The sequence below is a fragment of the Endobacterium panacihumi genome, from assembly GCF_050847465.1.
GTDB classification, from domain to species: Bacteria; Pseudomonadota; Alphaproteobacteria; order Rhizobiales; family Rhizobiaceae; genus Neorhizobium; species Neorhizobium panacihumi.
In genome coordinates, this window is sequence record NZ_JBOZRA010000008.1 from 216091 (window position 1) to 233161 (window position 17071).

25 protein-coding genes are annotated in these 17071 nt (G+C 59.1%); 13 read left to right on the top strand and 12 right to left on the bottom strand.

Annotation, left to right across the window (positions count from 1 at the left end):
• Positions 1-5 precede the first annotated feature (5 nt).
• The 5 genes from plsY to ACRQ1B_RS25965 all read right to left on the bottom strand — a co-directional run bounded on the left by plsY (position 6) and on the right by ACRQ1B_RS25965 (position 3539).
• Positions 6-623, bottom strand: a complete 618-nt coding sequence (gene plsY, locus ACRQ1B_RS25945) for a glycerol-3-phosphate 1-O-acyltransferase PlsY (RefSeq protein WP_432297004.1) — start codon at positions 621-623, stop codon at positions 6-8.
• 12 nt (positions 624-635) lie between these two features.
• Positions 636-1940 carry a dihydroorotase gene (locus tag ACRQ1B_RS25950; protein WP_432297005.1) on the bottom strand — a complete coding sequence of 435 codons (1305 nt, stop codon included), beginning with the start codon at positions 1938-1940 and terminating at the stop codon, positions 636-638.
• Positions 1937-2878, bottom strand: a complete 942-nt coding sequence (locus ACRQ1B_RS25955; RefSeq protein WP_432297006.1) for an aspartate carbamoyltransferase catalytic subunit — start codon at positions 2876-2878, stop codon at positions 1937-1939. Before ACRQ1B_RS25955 ends, ACRQ1B_RS25950 begins: the two co-directional genes overlap by 4 nt.
• 194 nt (positions 2879-3072) lie before the next feature.
• Positions 3073-3267, bottom strand: coding sequence for a type II toxin-antitoxin system RelE/ParE family toxin (locus ACRQ1B_RS25960; protein ID WP_432297007.1), 195 nt, complete (start codon positions 3265-3267; stop codon positions 3073-3075).
• A 5-nt stretch (positions 3268-3272) separates the two neighbouring features.
• On the bottom strand, positions 3273-3539 hold the full coding sequence (locus tag ACRQ1B_RS25965) for a ribbon-helix-helix domain-containing protein (RefSeq protein ID WP_432297008.1): 267 nt from the start codon (positions 3537-3539) through the stop codon (positions 3273-3275).
• Positions 3540-3696: 157 nt separating this feature from the next.
• Between ACRQ1B_RS25965 and ACRQ1B_RS25970 the strand changes: the two genes are divergently transcribed.
• Together ACRQ1B_RS25970 and ACRQ1B_RS25975 are read left to right on the top strand one after the other, a co-directional pair.
• Entirely contained in the window at positions 3697-5349 is a 1653-nt protein-coding gene (locus ACRQ1B_RS25970) for an acyl-CoA dehydrogenase family protein (RefSeq protein WP_432297009.1), read from the top strand.
• A 301-nt stretch (positions 5350-5650) separates the two neighbouring features.
• A complete protein-coding gene (locus tag ACRQ1B_RS25975) occupies positions 5651-5974 on the top strand; it encodes a DUF6105 family protein (RefSeq protein WP_432297010.1) in 324 nt (107 codons plus the stop codon).
• Here the strand turns inward: ACRQ1B_RS25975 and ruvX are convergent.
• Both ruvX and ACRQ1B_RS25985 read right to left on the bottom strand, forming a co-directional pair.
• The gene (gene ruvX / locus ACRQ1B_RS25980; RefSeq protein ID WP_432297011.1) at positions 5920-6405 is read right to left on the bottom strand and encodes a Holliday junction resolvase RuvX; all 486 of its coding nucleotides are present in this window, start codon (positions 6403-6405) and stop codon (positions 5920-5922) included. The two genes, ACRQ1B_RS25975 and ruvX, sit on opposite strands and share 55 nt — an antisense overlap.
• A 14-nt stretch (positions 6406-6419) precedes the next feature.
• On the bottom strand, positions 6420-6725 hold the full coding sequence (locus tag ACRQ1B_RS25985; protein ID WP_432297012.1) for an alkylphosphonate utilization protein: 306 nt from the start codon (positions 6723-6725) through the stop codon (positions 6420-6422).
• A 227-nt stretch (positions 6726-6952) separates the two neighbouring features.
• On the opposite strand from ACRQ1B_RS25985, the gene ACRQ1B_RS25990 reads away from it, so the two are divergent.
• Positions 6953-7660, top strand: coding sequence for a metal-dependent hydrolase (locus ACRQ1B_RS25990; RefSeq protein ID WP_432297013.1), 708 nt, complete (start codon positions 6953-6955; stop codon positions 7658-7660).
• A 54-nt stretch (positions 7661-7714) separates the two neighbouring features.
• On the opposite strand, the gene ACRQ1B_RS25995 is transcribed toward ACRQ1B_RS25990, so the two are convergent.
• On the bottom strand, positions 7715-8569 hold the full coding sequence (locus tag ACRQ1B_RS25995; RefSeq protein WP_432297014.1) for a M48 family metallopeptidase: 855 nt from the start codon (positions 8567-8569) through the stop codon (positions 7715-7717).
• A gap of 245 nt (positions 8570-8814) precedes the next feature.
• On the opposite strand from ACRQ1B_RS25995, the gene gatC reads away from it, so the two are divergent.
• The 4 genes from gatC to ACRQ1B_RS26015 all read left to right on the top strand — a co-directional run bounded on the left by gatC (position 8815) and on the right by ACRQ1B_RS26015 (position 11429).
• Positions 8815-9102, top strand: a complete 288-nt coding sequence (gene gatC / locus ACRQ1B_RS26000) for an Asp-tRNA(Asn)/Glu-tRNA(Gln) amidotransferase subunit GatC (RefSeq protein ID WP_432297015.1) — start codon at positions 8815-8817, stop codon at positions 9100-9102.
• A 63-nt stretch (positions 9103-9165) separates the two neighbouring features.
• Positions 9166-10647 (top strand): Asp-tRNA(Asn)/Glu-tRNA(Gln) amidotransferase subunit GatA, encoded by a 1482-nt coding sequence (gene gatA, locus ACRQ1B_RS26005; protein WP_432297016.1) that lies wholly within the window; start codon positions 9166-9168, stop codon positions 10645-10647.
• A gap of 20 nt (positions 10648-10667) precedes the next feature.
• Positions 10668-11132 carry a GNAT family N-acetyltransferase gene (locus tag ACRQ1B_RS26010; RefSeq protein WP_432297017.1) on the top strand — a complete coding sequence of 155 codons (465 nt, stop codon included), beginning with the start codon at positions 10668-10670 and terminating at the stop codon, positions 11130-11132.
• Positions 11133-11156: 24 nt separating this feature from the next.
• Positions 11157-11429 carry a hypothetical protein gene (locus ACRQ1B_RS26015; protein ID WP_432297018.1) on the top strand — a complete coding sequence of 91 codons (273 nt, stop codon included), beginning with the start codon at positions 11157-11159 and terminating at the stop codon, positions 11427-11429.
• Between the two features lie 4 nt (positions 11430-11433).
• Here ACRQ1B_RS26015 and ACRQ1B_RS26020 read toward each other — a convergent pair whose 3' ends face one another.
• From ACRQ1B_RS26020 to ACRQ1B_RS26030, 3 genes are all read right to left on the bottom strand, one after another.
• Complete coding sequence (locus ACRQ1B_RS26020; protein ID WP_432297019.1) at positions 11434-11730, bottom strand: type II toxin-antitoxin system RelE/ParE family toxin; 297 nt, start codon at positions 11728-11730, stop codon at positions 11434-11436.
• On the bottom strand, positions 11714-11896 hold the full coding sequence (locus tag ACRQ1B_RS26025; RefSeq protein ID WP_306838621.1) for a hypothetical protein: 183 nt from the start codon (positions 11894-11896) through the stop codon (positions 11714-11716). Before ACRQ1B_RS26025 ends, ACRQ1B_RS26020 begins: the two co-directional genes overlap by 17 nt.
• Before the next feature lie 83 nt (positions 11897-11979).
• Positions 11980-12237 (bottom strand): YjhX family toxin, encoded by a 258-nt coding sequence (locus ACRQ1B_RS26030; protein ID WP_432297020.1) that lies wholly within the window; start codon positions 12235-12237, stop codon positions 11980-11982.
• A 273-nt stretch (positions 12238-12510) separates the two neighbouring features.
• On the opposite strand from ACRQ1B_RS26030, the gene ACRQ1B_RS26035 reads away from it, so the two are divergent.
• Entirely contained in the window at positions 12511-13020 is a 510-nt protein-coding gene (locus ACRQ1B_RS26035) for a GNAT family N-acetyltransferase (RefSeq protein ID WP_432297021.1), read from the top strand.
• Here the strand turns inward: ACRQ1B_RS26035 and ACRQ1B_RS26040 are convergent.
• Positions 13017-13340 (bottom strand): DUF1294 domain-containing protein, encoded by a 324-nt coding sequence (locus tag ACRQ1B_RS26040; protein WP_432297022.1) that lies wholly within the window; start codon positions 13338-13340, stop codon positions 13017-13019. The genes ACRQ1B_RS26035 and ACRQ1B_RS26040 overlap by 4 nt on opposite strands.
• A 143-nt stretch (positions 13341-13483) precedes the next feature.
• Between ACRQ1B_RS26040 and gatB the strand changes: the two genes are divergently transcribed.
• The 5 genes from gatB to ACRQ1B_RS26065 all read left to right on the top strand — a co-directional run bounded on the left by gatB (position 13484) and on the right by ACRQ1B_RS26065 (position 17056).
• On the top strand, positions 13484-14986 hold the full coding sequence (gatB, locus tag ACRQ1B_RS26045) for an Asp-tRNA(Asn)/Glu-tRNA(Gln) amidotransferase subunit GatB (protein ID WP_432297023.1): 1503 nt from the start codon (positions 13484-13486) through the stop codon (positions 14984-14986).
• A gap of 6 nt (positions 14987-14992) precedes the next feature.
• Complete coding sequence (locus ACRQ1B_RS26050; RefSeq protein ID WP_432297024.1) at positions 14993-15496, top strand: GNAT family N-acetyltransferase; 504 nt, start codon at positions 14993-14995, stop codon at positions 15494-15496.
• A 37-nt stretch (positions 15497-15533) separates the two neighbouring features.
• Positions 15534-16001: a GNAT family N-acetyltransferase gene (locus tag ACRQ1B_RS26055; protein WP_432297025.1), complete on the top strand. Its 468-nt coding sequence runs from the start codon at positions 15534-15536 to the stop codon at positions 15999-16001.
• A 95-nt stretch (positions 16002-16096) separates the two neighbouring features.
• Positions 16097-16495, top strand: a complete 399-nt coding sequence (locus ACRQ1B_RS26060; protein ID WP_432297026.1) for an NADH:ubiquinone oxidoreductase subunit NDUFA12 — start codon at positions 16097-16099, stop codon at positions 16493-16495.
• A gap of 132 nt (positions 16496-16627) precedes the next feature.
• Positions 16628-17056 (top strand): DUF2155 domain-containing protein, encoded by a 429-nt coding sequence (locus ACRQ1B_RS26065; protein ID WP_432297027.1) that lies wholly within the window; start codon positions 16628-16630, stop codon positions 17054-17056.
• Positions 17057-17071: the final 15 nt, after the last annotated feature.

Sequence of the window (17071 nt, forward strand, 5' to 3'; positions counted from 1 at the left end):
CCGGCCTAGCCCTTCTGGCCGATCCTGCTTTCCGTGCCCGCGATCAGGCGCTTGATATTGGCCTCATGTTTCCACCACGAGATCACCGTCATGATGGCCATGACGAGCGCGACCCTCGGTTCATTTATGAACCACAACACAACCGGAATGACAAGCGTTGCAACCAGGGCGGATAGCGAGGAATATTTGCTGATCTTGGCGACCGATAGCCAGACAACGGCAAAGACAAACACCATCGGCCACGCCACGCCCAGAAGCGTGCCGATATAGGTCGCCACACCCTTGCCGCCCTTGAAACCGAGCCAGACCGGATAGAGGTGGCCCATGAAGGCGGCGAAGCCGGCCAGTGTGCCCGCATCCTTGCCGAAAAAGGCATAGGCGATGAGTGCAGCAGCGGTCGCCTTCAGCGCGTCGAGCAGCAGCGTTGCAGCGGCAAGCTTCTTGTTGCCGGTGCGCAAGACGTTGGTCGCGCCGATATTGCCCGAGCCGATCGAGCGGATATCGCCGAGACCGGCAGCACGCGTCAGAAGCAGACCGAAGGGAATGGATCCGAGCAGGTAACCGAAAGCAAGCGCGCCGAGCGCAACACCCCAGGTGATCTGCCAGTTGAAAAGTTCGCTCACGCTTTGTCTCCCTTAAAGCGCATGCACGCAACGGCCGTTAACATAGGTGGCAACCACCCGGCCGCTGAAACGGGCATCATCGAACGGTGTATTCTTCGAACGCGACAGCAGCATGTCCTTCGACAGCAGCCACGGTTCTTCCAGATCGATCAGCGTGATATCGGCCTTGGCGCCCGGCTTCAGCGTGCCGGCATCGAGACCAAAGATCTGGGCAGGACGCGTCGACATGGCATCGATCAGGCGCATCAGCGGCACCTGTCCGGCATGGTGCAGGCGAAGCGCTGCGGCGAGCATGGTTTCGAGACCGACCGCGCCATCTTCGGCATCGGCAAACGGCAGGCGCTTGGTATCGACGTCCTGCGGATCATGCGAGGAAACGATGATATCGATCGTGCCGTCGGCCAAAGCATCGACCATGGAAATGCGGTCGTCTTCGGTGCGCAGCGGCGGCCACAGCTTGAAGAAGGTGCGGTATTCGCCGATGTCGTTTTCGTTGAGCGTCAGGTTGTTGATGGACATGCCGCAGGTGACATTCGCACCGCGCTCGCGGGCGATCCGGATGGCGGCGGCCGATTCCGGCACCGAGATTTGTGCCGCATGGTATTTGCCGCGCGTCAGGCCGGCAATGCGCAGGTCACGCTCGAGCGGGATCAGCTCGGCTTCCTTCGGGACACCGGAAAGGCCGAGCCAGCTTGCCAGCAGGCCTTCATTCATGACGCCGTTGCCGAGATATTTTTCACGAGATTCGAGCGAGATCACGGCATCGAATTCGCGCGCATAGGTCAGCGCGCGGCGCAGAAGCAACGAGTCCGACAGGCCGTGATGACCATCAGTGAAGGCGACGGCACCGGCCTGGGTAAGAAGGCCGAGTTCGGTCATTTCCTTGCCGAGCAAACCCTTGGTAAGGGCGGCGGCCGGATGCACGTTGACGATCGCGTTGTCGCGCGCCGTCTTCAGCACGAATTCGACCAGCGCGATATCGTCGATGACCGGATCGGTGTCCGGCATCATGATGAAGGAGGTGACGCCGCCGGCAGCCGCCGCACGGGAAGCGGATTCGATCGTCTCGCGATGTTCCGCACCGGGTTCGCCAACATGGACGCGGGCGTCAACGAGGCCGGGCGTGGCAACAAGGCCCTTGCCGTTGCGCACCGTGGCGCCATCCGGGCGGCCCTGATTGCGGGCGTCGGCTCCGGCTGCAAGAATTTTGCCATCTGCGCCAACAATGATCGTACCGGTTTCATCCAGCTTGCGTGACGGATCGATGATGCGGACGTTTTCGATGACGAGCGGTTTGTCGAGAACGGGGGCGGTCATGCGCGTTCTCCGTTGTTCTGCGAAAGAAGCAGGGTTTCCATCACGGCCATGCGTACGGCGACCCCCATTTCCACCTGTTGCTCGATCACGCTTTGCGGGCCGTCGGCGACATCGGAGGAAATTTCAACGCCACGGTTCATCGGGCCGGGATGCATCACCAGCGCGTCTTCCTTGGCCGCCTCCAGCTTTTCGGCATCGAGACCGTAGAAGCGGAAATACTCGCGCACCGAAGGGACGAAGGCGCCGGCCATGCGTTCACGCTGCAGGCGCAGCATCATCACCACGTCGGCATCCTTCAGGCCTTCTTCCATGGAGTGGAAGACTTCCGCCCCCATCTCCGCAATGCCCGAGGGCAGAAGCGTGGACGGTGCAACGACACGGACGCGGGCGCCCATGGCGTTGAGGAGCAGGATGTTGGAGCGGGCAACGCGCGAATGCAGGACGTCACCGCAGATGGCGACGATGATGCGCGACAACTTGCCCTTGGCGCGGCGGATGGTCAGCGCGTCAAGCAGGGCCTGCGTCGGATGCTCGTGCTGGCCGTCTCCGGCATTGACGACCGAGCAGGCGACTTTTTGCGCGAGCAGGGCGGCAGCACCGGCCGACGAGTGGCGCAACACGAGCACGTCGGGGCGCATGGCATTGAGCGTCATCGCCGTATCGATCAGCGTTTCGCCCTTTTTGACGGACGAATTGCCGACCGACATGTTCATCACGTCGGCGCCGAGGCGTTTGCCTGCGAGTTCAAACGAGGATTGCGTCCGGGTCGAAGCTTCGAAAAAAAGATTGATCTGGGTGAGGCCGCGCAATGTGGACGTCTTCTTTTCCCTTTGACGGGAAATCTTCACGGCCTCATCGGCCTTGTCGAGAAGAATGGTGATGTCCTGTTCGGTAAGGCCCTTGATGCCAAGCAGATGGCGATGGGGAAAGAAGACCACGTAAACGTCCTCCGTGTCAGTCACGCGGTCTATAAAGAGTGGGGGAGATGCCCGCAAGCGGCGGCGTTCGTTATCTACGGCTTGTTTGTAATGATAGCGCCGTAATCACGACCTTTATAGAAGACGTTGGTGATCTCAACCGAGGTTTCAACGACCCGGTAGAGAATAACGGCGCGCTTCTCGAAGGGAACCATTCAAATGCCGTTGCCAAGGTCCGGGCGAGCGACGCCACCGAGAGGCGCGTTGCCGATGCTCTCACAGCGCGCCATCAATTCGTCGGCCAGTCGCTGCGCGGTTGAGAAGCTTTGGCTTGTTTCGAATACGTAGACGAATATTGCTTCGATGTCGTCTTTTGCCGTCGGCCTGTATTGAACCGGCAGACGCTTCATTGCGCTTAGCCCCTGCGGCTGGCGTAGAGGCTCTCGATATGCTTGCGCATCTCGGCACTGCTCACATTGGGGCGAGGATCGTCAAGTGATGCGCGCACTTTCTGACGGACAGTGTCGAGATGGGTGTCATGTGCTTCTTCCTCGCGCAAAAGCGCGTCAATGGCGGCTCGCATGACATCGCTTGTAGATTGGTATCGACCCGCGCCAATCCGGGTTTCGATCGCGTTGACCATGGCTTCCGGTAGTTCGATACTGAGTTTTCGCACACTCATGGAGTTCTCCCGCAATGCGCGGCATTTTAAGGTCCATGCGGCTGTTTTGCAAATGTCACCGGGTTCGGCGTCTCCGGTTTTGAGCTTTTTGTCGGAAAGCCGAAAATCGCTTGAGGTGGCCGTTCCCACACAATGTAACTTCCGCTAGAACCGGCTCATGATTGACATGTCGCGCGACGAAGAAAAAAACTCTGAACTGAATCAGCCGGGACTCTGGAGCGGGATCAATGCCTATCGCTCCGATCCGTTGATTGTTGACCTGACGGCGGGTCTCAACCGCAGCCTGCGGGAAGAGTATGACGCGCTTGGCCGTTACGTGACGTCGCCGGAAGCGCAGGATCTGGCGCGCATGGCCAATGAAAGCCCGCCGACCTTGCGCACCCACGGACCGCGTGGAGAACGGCTTGACCAGGTCGAATTCCATCCGGCATGGCATGCGCTGATGCGCCGCTCGATGGCGTCAGGTCTGCATTCTTCGCTTTGGGAAAGCGTGCCGGAAACGCGTGGTTCTTCGCACCGCGCCCGTGCTGCGCGCTTCTATCTGACCTCGCAACTCGAATGCGGCCATCTTTGCCCGCTCACCATGACCAGCGCCTCGATTGCGGCGATCATGGCGTCGCCGCGTGTGCAGAAGGAATGGGCACCAAAAATCCTGTCGCGCAAATATGATTCGAGCAGCAAGCCCGCATTGCAGAAAAGTGCCGTCACCATCGGCATGGGCATGACCGAAAAGCAGGCGGGCACCGATGTGCGCGCCATCCGCTCGACGGCGGAGCGCGTTGGCGAAGGCGTTTTCCGACTTTCCGGCCACAAATGGTTCATGTCGGCGCCGATGAGCGATGCCTTTGTCATGCTGGCGCAGACCCGCGACGGCATGGGATGTTTCCTTGTGCCACGTCTTCTTGAAGACGGATCAGCCAACGGCTTGCGCTTACAGCGCCTGAAGGACAAGGTCGGCAACCGCTCGAACGCCTCATCCGAGGTCGAGTTCAGCGATGCCTTCGGTTATCTGCTCGGCGAACCGGGTGACGGCATCCGCACCATTTTGGACATGGTGACGTTGACCCGCCTCGATTGTGCGCTGGCATCGGCCGGCATCATGCGCGCGTCGTTATCCGAAGCCGTCCACAATTGCCGTGGCCGCACCGCTTTCGGCAAGAACCTGATCGACCAGCCGCTGATGACGCGCGTGCTCGCCGATATGGCATTGGATGTCGCTGCCGCTACATCGCTTGCCTATCGTCTGGCCGAGGCCTTCGACAAGGCTGCGACATCGCCTGCCGATGCCGCCTATGCCCGCGTCATGACGCCGGTCATCAAATACTGGAACTGCAAGATTGCGCCATCGCTTATCTATGAGGCGATGGAATGCCTTGGCGGCAACGGCTACATCGAGGAACGTCCGATTGCCCGGCACTATCGCGAGGCTCCCGTCAACGCGATCTGGGAAGGCTCCGGCAATGTCATGGCGCTGGACGTGTTGCGTGTCCTGTCGCGCGGCCGCGACCTTTTCGACATGGTGATTGCCGGTTTCGAACGAGATCTCGGTCCTTCCGGCAAAAAGACGGTTGAGGTGCTGCGTGCCGCCATGGCGCTGGCCGAACGTGACGAGGGGGCAGCCCGTTTGCTGATCGAACAGCTTGCACTGGCGGCCGGCGCAGCGGAACTGGCGCGGCTTGGCGCCGGCAAGATCGTCGATGCCTTCGTTGAAACGCGCCTCGCGGGTGGCTGGCGCTCCACCTACGGCATGTTGGACGCCAGATTCGACGCATCCTACATCGTCGACCTGCTTTACCCCGCAGCCAGCTGATCTAAAAACCCCACGTTTCCACAGCCTTCGCCCCGCCGTTAACCATATGGCGGGGTTTTCGTTGCGGCCTGACGCTCACGCTCTAAGTTGGGGTTAACAGAAAATTAACCATCGCAAGCGGGCATGGGCTCTTTATGGGAACGACTTATTTCCATAAGTATTTGCTAATCTCAGGGGTCGTGTTTTTCGCGGTCCTTGCTCTGGATATCGCTGTTCCGGCGGTGGTCCTGAGCGCAATGGCGTTGTTGCGGTGGGTGGTGTCGCTGGAAATTGGTCCGGTGACAATGGCAAGGGGGGCCGCATGAAGTGGTTTCTTATACTGTGGGCAGGCCCGGTTCTGCTCCTGGGAGCGTGGTACGGCCTGTCCTATTACGACATGAGCTTTGGCTTCTTCATGCTGACGCGCCAGACGCACGATCTCGTCTTCGAGGTTTACAGCCAGATATTGGGTATTCCCGCTGAAGATCTTCCGCCGCTTGTTGCGCGCGCGATTGCCGTCGACAGCCTGATTGTGCTCGCCATCATCGCTTACCGCAAGCGCAAGGCGATCGCTGCATGGTGGAACGGCCGTCAGTCTTCCGAAGCTGTTCTTCCGAGTGACAAGAGCCTGTCCAGCGCGCCCTGAAGAATGAAACTTGCGGCGGCCGAATCGATGCGTTCGGCCCGCTTGGCGCGTGACACATCCATTTCAAGAAGCGCCCGTTCGGCAGCGACCGTTGATAGTCGCTCATCCCAGAAGACGAAGGGCAGGGTGGTCTTGTCTGCCATCGAGCGCACGAAAGCGCGTGTTGCCTGAACGCGCGGCCCGGCCGAACCGTCCATGTTCATCGGCAGGCCGATGACGAAAGCCGCGACCTTTTCCTTTTCCGCAAACGCCAGCAGCACCTCGGCATCCTGCGTGAATTTTGTCCGCTTGATGACCGGCCGCGGTGAAGCAAAACGGCGTCCGAGATCCGACATGGCAAGGCCGATCGTTTTTGTGCCGAGATCAAGCCCGGCAATCGCCTGATTGGGCGACAGCGTTGCGGCCAGTTCCTCGATTGTCAGCGTTGCCATGTCTCTTTTCCAATTCAGCTTTTTTTACGGACGAATTCGGTGCGCAGCACCAGTCCCTTGATCGTATCATGCCGGCAATCGATTTCCTCCGGATTGTCGGTGAGGCGGATCGAGCGGATGACGGTGCCCTGTTTCAGGGTCTGACCAGCGCCCTTGACCTTAAGGTCCTTGATCAGCGTCACGGCATCGCCATCGACCAGAATATTGCCGGCGGCATCGCGCACTGCATTCTGTGCGGCCGTTTTGGCGGCCACTTCAGCTGCGGGCAGCCATTCGCCCGTTGCTTCGTCATAAACATATTCGTCGTCATTGCCGGCCATAATGGCCTCCTTACGTGATGCAAAATGAAATTTTGTCCGCAGCTTTTTGAGATTGCAGCAGTTCCGGTCGCTTAACCTACGTAGGGCGGGCTTGCAACCGACCGGTCCTGTTGTGCCACCGCAGGTCTGTCGCATTGGCCATATATTGGCATACAAGCGCTCTTACGATGTTGTCACCACATCGAACCGCCTTATATTCCAGCCCTCACATTCCAAGGAGTTACCTCATGAAGCTCACCTGGCTCGGCCATGCCGCTTTCCGTCTCGAAACGGCCAAGGCGAAAATCCTCATCGACCCCTTCCTGACCTATAATCCCAGCTTCGAAGGCCTCGACATCAAGGATGTGAGCGAAGGCATTACCCATATCCTGCTGACCCATGGTCACGGCGACCATGTCGGTGACACGGTGGCGATCGCAAAGGAAAAGGGCGCCGTCGTGCTGGCGAATGCCGATCTGGCGGCATGGCTCGGCACCAAGGGTGTGGAAAAGCTGGAAATGGGCAATACCGGCGGCACCGTCTCGTTCGATGGTTTTTCGGTGACGTTCACGCAGGCGCATCATTCCTCGGCTCAGGTGACGGAAGACGGCGTTTCGCACGCGCTCGGCAATGCCAATGGCCTGATGCTGCATATCGAGGATGAGCCATCGATCCTGCACATGGGCGATACCGACATCTTTACCGACATGGGCATCATCAACGAACTGCACGCGCCGGATATCGGCATCGTGCCGGTGGGTGACCGTTTCACCATGGGCGGTGCGGTGGCGGCACTCGCCTGCCAGCGTTTCTTTGATTTCAAGCACGCCATTCCCTGCCATTATGGCACGTTCGGTCTGCTCGATCAGACGCCGGAAAAGTTTGTGAAGGGCATGGAGGGCATGAAGACCAATATCGAAGCCCCGAAGCCGGGTGTCGTGTTGAGCTTCGACTAAGCTTTGAAAAACGTCGCCCTGCCGGTCAAACCGGCAGGGCGACGATCGCATATGTCAGGCCATCTGCGGTTCGACGCGGACGGCAGGCTCGCGGACTTGCGGTGCGGACGTGCCTGCTGGAGCCTTTCCTGCGAACTGGCCTACGGCTTCGACACGGCGCGTGAGGCGCGGGTAAAGCGAGAAGATGTGCAGGAAAAAGCCGGCAACCGACGGCACCATTTTTTCCTGCGCTTCGAAAGCGGTCGGGTTCATCTGCGCATTCAGCTTGGCGCTGCCGCAGGCGAGCATCTGCAGTGCCGTGCGGGAGGCCTGAAGGTTGTTCGATACGATGAAGCCGACGCGGTCGCAGGTGAGTTCACGTCCACGCGAATAAGCCTGCACCAGGAACGGCATCATATAAGCCGGGAAATGCAAGAGGCTCGGGAACGTGTCGAGATGGCCGGCCACGTGATGACCAAGTTCATGGCCGATCACGAATTTTACCTGCTCCTCGTCATCGGCATCGATCAGTTGCGATGTCAGCCAGATATAGCGGGTGCGGCCGACGAGTGTCAGCGCCATGGCGTTCATCACACCGCTCGAATTGTAGACAAAGGCCTGCGGCACGTCCTTGAGGCCGAGCGCCTGCGCACCATCCTGAACCATCTTGTGGAGATGCGGGAACTGCTGCTCGCTCACCATGACGTAATGGCCGATCATGTAAGCGCGGAGCAGGGCACGTGCGATAAAGCTAGCGGCCCAGAAGATGGCTATGTAAGACGCCACAACAAAAACGATGGCGATGCTCTGCATTGCTGCGATGGCGATGCAAATGGCTGCGATCGCCCAAATGATGGTTCCGATCACCAGCATCAAGGTTCCGTAGAACTTTTCCTTGGGGTGGCGAACTTTAGAAATCTTAAAATCCATGTATTGCCCGTCCTCTAATGAAGAAATGTTTCCAGTAATTCGCGGGTTAATCACTCGTTAACGGGAAAGTGAACGGTAGATTCCGCAATCGCGAAGAAAATTTGCAAATGTCAAAGATCGACCTCCGCAAAAGTGGCGGGAACGCCTGATCAGAGGATTTGCGGTATCACTCCAAGCTTAGGCAGTTGCGAAGGGCGGGCATGGCCATTATAGCGGGGGAACATCTTATTCCCTCGGAGAATGCCATGTCCGTCGATCTTGCCACCGTGAAGCGGGTTGCCCGCCTTGCCCGTATCGCTGTCAGCGAGGAGGAGGCCAATCGCATGGTCGGCGAGTTGAATGGCATCATCGATTTCGTCGAGCAGCTTTCCGAAGTCGATGTCACGGGCGTCGAACCGATGACATCGGTTACGCCGATGGAAATGCGCAAGCGTCAGGACAACGTGACGGACGGCGACAAGGCCGACGATATCGTTGCCAACGCGCCGGAAACCGATCGCAATTTCTTCCTGGTGCCGAAGGTCGTCGAATAAGCGCGGTTTCGCGCATTCCGTCCCTTGTGCCCTGCTCGCCAAAAGCATTCGAAAGCCGCAACCATGACCGAACTCACCAGCCTGACCATTGCCGAAGCCCGCGAGAAGCTGACCTCGAAGGCAATCACCGCCGTCGAACTGACCGACGCCTATCTCGGCGCCATCGATGCCGCCAATGCGACGATCAACGCCTATATCACCGTGACGCCGGACAAGGCGCGCGCCATGGCAAAGGCATCGGATGAGCGCATCGCGAGCGGCAAGGCCGGCGCGCTGGAAGGCATTCCGCTTGGCATCAAGGATCTGTTCGCCACCGAAGGTGTGCACACCCAGGCCTGCAGCCACATTCTCGATGGTTTCGAGCCAAAGTACGAATCGACCGTCACCCAGAACCTCTGGGACGATGGCGCGGTCATGCTTGGCAAGCTGAACATGGACGAGTTCGCCATGGGCTCTTCCAACGAGACCTCGTATTACGGCCCGGTCATCAACCCGTGGAAGGCTGAAGGTTCCAACCAGCAGCTCGTTCCGGGTGGCTCTTCCGGTGGTTCGGCCGCAGCCGTTGCCGCGCATCTTTGCGCCGGCGCCACCGCAACCGATACCGGCGGCTCGATCCGCCAGCCGGCAGCTTTCACTGGTACCGTCGGCATCAAGCCGACCTATGGTCGTTGTTCCCGCTGGGGTACGGTTGCGTTTGCCTCCTCGCTCGATCAGGCCGGCCCGATCGCCCGCGACGTGCGCGATGCCGCCATCCTTTTGAAGTCGATGGCCTCGGTCGATGCCAAGGACACGACTTCGGTTGATCTGCCGATCCCGGATTACGAAGCGGCGCTCGGCCAGTCGGTCAAGGGCATGAAGATCGGCATTCCGAAGGAGTACCGCGTCGACGGCATGCCGGAAGACATCGAAAAGCTGTGGCAGAAGGGCATTGCCTATCTGAAGGATGCCGGCGCCGAGATCGTCGACATCACCCTGCCGCACACCAAATACGCGCTGCCGGCCTATTATATCGTGGCTCCGGCCGAAGCCTCGTCCAACCTCGCCCGTTATGACGGCGTCCGTTACGGCCTGCGCGTCGACGGCAAGGACATTGCCGACATGTACGAAAAGACCCGTGCCGCCGGTTTCGGCACCGAGGTCAAGCGCCGTATCATGATCGGCACCTATGTCCTGTCGGCCGGTTATTACGATGCCTATTACCTGCAGGCGCAGAAGGTGCGCACGCTGATCAAGCGCGACTTCGAACTGGCCTTCCACGCCGGTGTCGATGCGATCCTGACCCCGGCCACGCCGTCGTCTGCCTTCGGCATCGCCGACGAGAACCTCGCCGCCGATCCGGTCGCCATGTACCTCAACGACATTTTTACCGTCACGGTGAACATGGCCGGCCTGCCGGGCATCGCCGTTCCGGCCGGTCTCGACGACAAGGGCCTACCGCTTGGCCTGCAGTTGATCGGCAAGCCGTTCGAGGAAGAAACGCTGTTCCGCACTGCTCACGTCATCGAACAGGCAGCCGGCAAGTTCACGCCGGTCAAGTGGTGGTAAGCGGGCTCAAAATTCGAGACATGACAATCGCCGATCACCTTGTGGTCGGCGAAGTCGGTTTTGCGGCCTGGAAATCCAGCGACGCGTTTGACCCGGCTTATGCCAATGCTGATGTCATCGAACGTGTGTGGCATGATTTTGCGATCTTTCCCGAAAACACTTCTGGCGATGTGCATCTCGCCGAAATCGACGGTGTGATCGTCGGCTGGGCGGCGCGCGATAATGACCGCGACTACGTTTCCGATGTCTGGGTGCATCCCGATCATCAGGGCAGGGGCGTCGGACGGGCGCTCGTCCTCCACATCCTTTCTGTCATCGCCGCCGAAGGACATCCGGTGGCGCGGATTTCGACGCATGCCAGCAATGCTAATGCGATCCGGCTTTACGAGCGCTGCGGTTTTGAAGCCGTCTGGCGCGGGATCGAGTTTTCCAAGAGCATGAATGTGGACCTTGAAAAGGTTCATCTGACGAAACGGCTGGCGTGACGCCTGCAAGCCGGAGGAGGGTTTATGGCATCGGACATTGCGACACTGGTTGAAGCATTTGATTGTCTGGCAATGGCCGGTTTTGTCATGGGCAGCGAATGGGAGGCCGTTCACAATCTCTGCCAGGCACATGAGGGCAAGCAGGCTTTCGATTGGGGGCACGCGCTCTGCCATCGCATTGAAGGCGATGAGTGGAATGCCGGTTATTGGTATCGGCGGGCGGGCAAGCCGGTAGCGGCTGGTCCGTTTGCGGAGGAGTGGGCGGCGGTGCGGGCGGCGTTGACCAGCGGTTCGTGAGGCCTCAATCGGACTGCGGAGGGTAATTCCGCCTGTTTTGAACAATCGTCAGGATGTCGAGTTCGCTGGCGGACATGATGCGGTAAACGATCGTGTAAGGCAGTCCAGAGATCGCGAATTCGCGCGTGTTTTCCATGTCGCTGACACGTCCCATCAATGGAAAACTCTCAAAAATCTCGATGACCTGCCGGATACGCGATATGACGCGGTCTGCAGCCATGCGATCATTTTTTGCGATGTGACGATGAATGGGTCTCAGGTCGGCAATAGCCAGCGGCGTGAGATTAACGTTCAAGTCCAAAGCTCTCCCACACGGTCTTGGCGGGTACCATACATGACCGGTCTTCGGCCTGCTTCAGTGCGGCTTTGATCTTGCTTTTTTTCCAGGCGAGATAATCCGCGTCGCTGGCAGGTGCCTGCGGCTCGGTCAGTTCTTCAAAACTGAGATTTTCCTTCAACTCGCTCATGAGGACGAACATACCGCGAAATCAGAGGTCCGCCAACTGCCTTCGTTGAAGTGGCGGACGCCGATAGGGCGCCCACCTCAGTCCTACCGATTATCCTGCTCGGCTCTCACCAGAACCAGTCCTCGCTCGGTAATGCGATAAGGCTTGCCGCCCTGCGAGCGGATGGCCTTTTTCTGTTTCAGCTTTCGAAAGGTCGGCAGGTCGAGGCGCGAAAAGGCCCAGCCTTCGCGGGTGATCAGTTGCAGTTTCTCGATTTTGCGATCGTCGTCGCGGGTGAGTTCTATCCGGCCGCCTTGGGCGAGCAGGTGGAGGATGCGCTGTTCGGCGCGGGAAATATCCATGATGTGATGTCCGGAAATGCCTTTGAAAGGCATGCAAAAACGGTACCGGCGCCAAGTTGCGTCGGTGTGGATCGTTTTTGTCGGGGCCGGTGCCGCTATCGCGGGCCGGCCCTTTACCGGGCCTCGTTCGAGAACATCAACACTCCATCGGTGATGACGCTATTTTTATGAGGTTTTCCACCGTCGTCAAGCGTGGTTGCCGATCGTCAAGTCATGTTGTGCTGGTCAAACGGGTATCGCGGTGGTCTACTCGTTTTTGTAGCAGGGGCCGCCATGATCAGCATTCGCAATGCGCGTGACGACGAGACCGCAATTTTGAGGGAAATCGGCGTACGGGCCTGGGAGCAGGCCGTCGCCCCCATTGGCGCCACCGGCGAGATGCGCGCCAATGCACAAATCGCCTTCGAGAATTTTACCAAATCATCCTGGCTGACCATCACGGTGGCGGAACTTGATGGCGTCGTGGCTGGCTGGGCCTCGCGCGAAGGGCTGGACGAGACAATCACCGATTTCTGGGTCGAGCCGACATTGCAGCATCAGGGAGTCGGAACCGCCTTGCTGGCCGAGGTCGAGGATGAGATCGTACGGCAGGGTTTTGTTGTTGCCCGGCTCGAAACCCATGCCCGCAATACCGATGCCGTCGGCTTTTTCGAGAAAAATGGCTATGCCATCAATTGGCTTTCCGTCGCTTATGCGCCAAAGCTCGATCAGGATGTGCAGTCGGTAGGCCTGTCCAAACAACTCGCCGTAGAAGAGCCGACCACCTACGGGCCAGCCTTCTAGCGACCGGCGAGGGTCTGCAATACGGCCGGGACAGTTCCCGTCGGTGCGATAAACCAGAATGCCGCAAGGCCGACATGCAGCACGACGATTGTCATCAGGATCGAGCGGAACGGTTCCTTGCGTGTCTTGTGGCGCAGGATTCGTTGCGCCGCGACCGCGCCAAAACTGCCGCCGAAAAATGCGAGTGTCAGCAGGGTGTTTTCGCTCACCCGCCGTTCGCCCTCGATCGCCGCCTGCTTGTCTTGCCAGTAGACGCAGAAGACGACGACGTTGAAGAGAAGATAGATCAGGAAGAGGGTGAGGGGCTGTCCGAGTTGCATTTTTCCATGATGGCCGCTGACGGTTAAGGTTCTATCCCATTCTTACCGGCTGTTTTGTCCCGATAGTCGGCCATGTGCTTGCACCGCCGCGCCATTTGCTCTACCTCCAGACATCAACGCAAAGACCATTTTACGAGCATCAGATGACCCTAGTCGACGTCCGTACCCCCGATCCGAAACGCTTCATTCCCGGCGCCACCGGCGATTGGGAAGTGATCATCGGCATGGAGGTCCATGCGCAGGTCCTGTCGAATTCGAAACTGTTCTCCGGCGCCTCGACCGAATTCGGCAAGCCGGCCAATGCCAACGTCTCGCTCGTCGATGCCGCCATGCCGGGCATGCTGCCGGTCATCAACGAGGAATGCGTGCGCCAGGCCGTGCGCACCGGTCTCGGTCTCAAGGCGCAGATCAACAAGCGCTCCATCTTCGACCGCAAAAACTATTTCTATCCGGACCTGCCGCAGGGCTATCAGATCTCGCAGTTCAAGGATCCGATTGTCGGCGAAGGCCAGATCGTCATCTCGCTCGGTCCCGATCGTCAGGGCCAGTTCGAGGATATCGAGATCGGTATCGAGCGCCTGCATCTGGAACAGGACGCCGGCAAGTCGATGCATGACCAGCATCCGACCATGTCCTTCGTCGACCTAAACCGTTCCGGCGTGGCGCTGATGGAAATCGTGTCCAAACCCGACATGCGCTCCTCCGACGAAGCCAAGGCCTATATGACCAAGCTGCGCTCGATCGTGCGTTACCTCGGCACCTGCGACGGCAACATGGACGAAGGCTCGATGCGCGCCGACGTCAACGTGTCGGTCCGTCGTCCGGGCGAAGGTTTTGGCACGCGTTGCGAAATCAAGAACGTCAACTCCATCCGCTTCATCGGTCAGGCGATCGAATACGAAGCACGCCGCCAGATCGGCATTTTGGAAGACGGTGGCTCGATCGATCAGGAAACCCGCCTGTTCGATCCGGGCAAGGGCGAAACGCGGTCGATGCGCTCCAAGGAAGATGCGCATGACTATCGTTATTTCCCCGACCCGGACCTGCTGCCGCTGGAATTCGACGATGCCTTCATCGACGCTCTGCGCGCCGACCTGACTGAACTGCCGGACGACAAGAAGGCCCGTTTCGTCGCTGAACTCGGCCTGTCGGTCTATGATGCGTCGGTTCTGGTCTCGGAAAAGGCGATTGCCGATTATTTCGAAGCCGTGGCCGAAGGCCGCGATGGCAAGATTGCCGCCAACTGGGTCATCAACGACCTGCTGGGCGCCTTGAACAAACTCGGCAAAGACATTGAAGAGACTCCGGTTTCTCCCGCTCAGCTCGGTGGCATTATCGACCTGATCAAGGCCGAAACCATTTCGGGCAAGATTGCCAAGGACCTGTTTGAAATCGTTCTCACCGAAGGCGGCGATCCGGCGGAAATCGTCGAAGCCCGCGGCATGAAGCAGGTCACTGATACTGGCGCCATCGAAAAGGCCGTGGACGAGATCATCGCTGCCAACCCGGATCAGGTCGAGAAGGTCAAGGCCAAGCCGACGCTGGCCGGCTGGTTTGTCGGTCAGGTGATGAAGTCCACCGGCGGCAAGGCCAACCCGCAGGCCGTGCAGGCGCTGGTGAAGGCCAAGCTCGGCATCGAGGAATAAGACTTGATGGTCTACTTTGTCCGAACTGCTGGTCCAAAGGACGTCGATCAGGTGCACAAGCTCCTGATCGAAACTTTTCACGATGCCTATGATGGTTTTTACGGCGCCGAAGGTGTCGAGAAGCTTTTGCAGTCGTGGAATTCGCCTTCCGCCATCACGGAACGGATTGGCCGCAAGGGCGGTGAATATGTCGTGGCCGACAGCGGCCGCGACATTGGCGGCATGGGTTTTGCCGCGCCTTATGCGAAGATGGACAAGACGGTGATGCTGCACCAGCTCTACGTCAAACCGTCCGCACAGGGTGATGGCGTCGGCCGCGATCTCTTTGCCGAACTCGAAACCTGCTTTCCCGATGCGGAAATCATGCGTGTCGAGGTGGCCCTTCAGAACGAACGCGCCATATCCTTCTACAGCCGGCTCGGTTTTGTCGAAGTCGACCGTATGGAGGAGTTCGGCGGGCCGAATTCCGGTCTGCCGGCGGTGGTGATGGAAAAGCGGTTGCCGCAATAGGGTTTTTCGCGGGCCGCTTGTGAGGGAGGAAACTGTCATGGGCGAAACGGACCTGATCATCCGCAGGGCGCGGGAAACCGATCTGACGGACATTATCGCGATGTTCGCAGCCGACGAGAAGGGTGGTCATGGCGATACGACCGATCCCGATGCCTTCGAGGATTACCTGAAGGCCTTTTACATGATCGACGCTTCCCAGAATGAAAACCTGTTTGTCGCCGAGCTTGGCGGCGAGGTGGTCGGTACGTTCGAACTGCTGTTTACCCGCACGCTGACCGGACGCGGCTCACTGATCATGATCCTCGAAGCGGTGCAGACGCGGCCGGACATGCGCAGTCGTGGTATCGGCAAGGCCATGGTCGAATATGCCGTGGAAGAGGCACGTCGCCGCGATTGCCGGATGGCGCAGTTGACCAGCAATGCCACCCGCACAGATGCGCATCGCTTTTATGAACGTCACGGTTTCGAAAAGAGCCATGCCGGCTTCAAGATGAAGCTGAAATAGAAGTGATGCCGGTTTGGAATCTCTGGACATGAGGGCCTTGAGATTGCATAAGCGGACATCTGAACTTCCCTCTCTCGTTTGAGGCCGACGGAAATATGAAACAGCTTCTTCTGCAGATTTTTACCTGGTGGAACGGTCAGACGATCGGGACGCGTTTCTTCACATGGAAACATGGCAAGCGCGTCGGCCAGGACGAGCTCGGCAACGTTTATTATGAAGGCACGATGACCTCCTGGGGCATGCCGCGCCGCTGGGTGATCTACAACGGTTATGCCGAAGCTTCCGCCATTCCTCCGGGCTGGCACGGCTGGATGCATTACCGCACCGACACGCCACCGTCGAAGGAAGAGTATTCGCCGCGCGAATGGCAGAAGCCGCATCAGGCCAACCTCACCGGTTCGGCAGCCGCCTACCGTCCGCAGGGCTCGCTTTCGGGTGCCGGCGAACGTCCGCGCGTGACCGGCGACTACGACGCTTGGACACCGGGCAGCTAAGCTCAATAGCTTATCTTCGCGACCCGGTCTGTGGGCCGGGTCAGCAAACGGCCACAGCTTTCGGCTTTTGGCCATAATCCCTGACTACGCGTGAGCGTGTGCCCGCAAAGAGGGCGTTCCACGGGTAGATTGATGAGATTGTCTATGACGTTTTCGAAAAAGCTGTTGGCCGGTGTTCTGCTCGGCGTTTTGCCGCTGATGACGCCGCAAATGGCGTCGGCTGCGCGTCTCGAAAACCCGGTTGCCGTGTTTGCCGGCATCGACAAGATCACTGGCCGCATCACCACGTTCGACGTCTATGTCAACGAGACGGTGCAATACGGCGCGCTACAGGTGACCCCAAAAGTCTGTTATTCGCGCGACGATACCGAAGCGCAGAAGATCGACGGTTTCGTCGAGGTCGACGAGATCACGCTCGACCGAAAGATCCGCCGCATCTTCACCGGCTGGATGTTTGCCGACAGCCCCGGCTTGAATGCCGTGGAACATCCGATCTATGACGTTTGGCTGACCGGTTGCAAGGACAAGTCGGACGTGCCGGCACCGACGCCGAGCAACTGATCGCGCCTGCTCTGG

Coding starts and splice junctions, on each gene's coding strand:
- ACRQ1B_RS25950 (WP_432297005.1), bottom strand. CDS start 1,940: ATGACCGCCCCCGTTCTCGACAAACCGCTCGTCATCGAAAACGTCCGC.
- ACRQ1B_RS25960 (WP_432297007.1), bottom strand. CDS start 3,267: ATGAAGCGTCTGCCGGTTCAATACAGGCCGACGGCAAAAGACGACATC.
- ACRQ1B_RS25965 (WP_432297008.1), bottom strand. CDS start 3,539: ATGAGTGTGCGAAAACTCAGTATCGAACTACCGGAAGCCATGGTCAAC.
- ACRQ1B_RS25970 (WP_432297009.1), top strand. CDS start 3,697: ATGATTGACATGTCGCGCGACGAAGAAAAAAACTCTGAACTGAATCAG.
- ACRQ1B_RS25975 (WP_432297010.1), top strand. CDS start 5,651: ATGAAGTGGTTTCTTATACTGTGGGCAGGCCCGGTTCTGCTCCTGGGA.
- ruvX (WP_432297011.1), bottom strand. CDS start 6,405: ATGGCAACGCTGACAATCGAGGAACTGGCCGCAACGCTGTCGCCCAAT.
- ACRQ1B_RS25985 (WP_432297012.1), bottom strand. CDS start 6,725: ATGGCCGGCAATGACGACGAATATGTTTATGACGAAGCAACGGGCGAA.
- ACRQ1B_RS25990 (WP_432297013.1), top strand. CDS start 6,953: ATGAAGCTCACCTGGCTCGGCCATGCCGCTTTCCGTCTCGAAACGGCC.
- ACRQ1B_RS25995 (WP_432297014.1), bottom strand. CDS start 8,569: ATGGATTTTAAGATTTCTAAAGTTCGCCACCCCAAGGAAAAGTTCTAC.
- gatC (WP_432297015.1), top strand. CDS start 8,815: ATGTCCGTCGATCTTGCCACCGTGAAGCGGGTTGCCCGCCTTGCCCGT.
- gatA (WP_432297016.1), top strand. CDS start 9,166: ATGACCGAACTCACCAGCCTGACCATTGCCGAAGCCCGCGAGAAGCTG.
- ACRQ1B_RS26010 (WP_432297017.1), top strand. CDS start 10,668: ATGACAATCGCCGATCACCTTGTGGTCGGCGAAGTCGGTTTTGCGGCC.
- ACRQ1B_RS26015 (WP_432297018.1), top strand. CDS start 11,157: ATGGCATCGGACATTGCGACACTGGTTGAAGCATTTGATTGTCTGGCA.
- ACRQ1B_RS26025 (WP_306838621.1), bottom strand. CDS start 11,896: ATGAGCGAGTTGAAGGAAAATCTCAGTTTTGAAGAACTGACCGAGCCG.
- ACRQ1B_RS26030 (WP_432297020.1), bottom strand. CDS start 12,237: ATGGATATTTCCCGCGCCGAACAGCGCATCCTCCACCTGCTCGCCCAA.
- ACRQ1B_RS26035 (WP_432297021.1), top strand. CDS start 12,511: ATGATCAGCATTCGCAATGCGCGTGACGACGAGACCGCAATTTTGAGG.
- ACRQ1B_RS26040 (WP_432297022.1), bottom strand. CDS start 13,340: ATGCAACTCGGACAGCCCCTCACCCTCTTCCTGATCTATCTTCTCTTC.
- gatB (WP_432297023.1), top strand. CDS start 13,484: ATGACCCTAGTCGACGTCCGTACCCCCGATCCGAAACGCTTCATTCCC.
- ACRQ1B_RS26050 (WP_432297024.1), top strand. CDS start 14,993: ATGGTCTACTTTGTCCGAACTGCTGGTCCAAAGGACGTCGATCAGGTG.
- ACRQ1B_RS26055 (WP_432297025.1), top strand. CDS start 15,534: ATGGGCGAAACGGACCTGATCATCCGCAGGGCGCGGGAAACCGATCTG.
- ACRQ1B_RS26060 (WP_432297026.1), top strand. CDS start 16,097: ATGAAACAGCTTCTTCTGCAGATTTTTACCTGGTGGAACGGTCAGACG.
- ACRQ1B_RS26065 (WP_432297027.1), top strand. CDS start 16,628: ATGAGATTGTCTATGACGTTTTCGAAAAAGCTGTTGGCCGGTGTTCTG.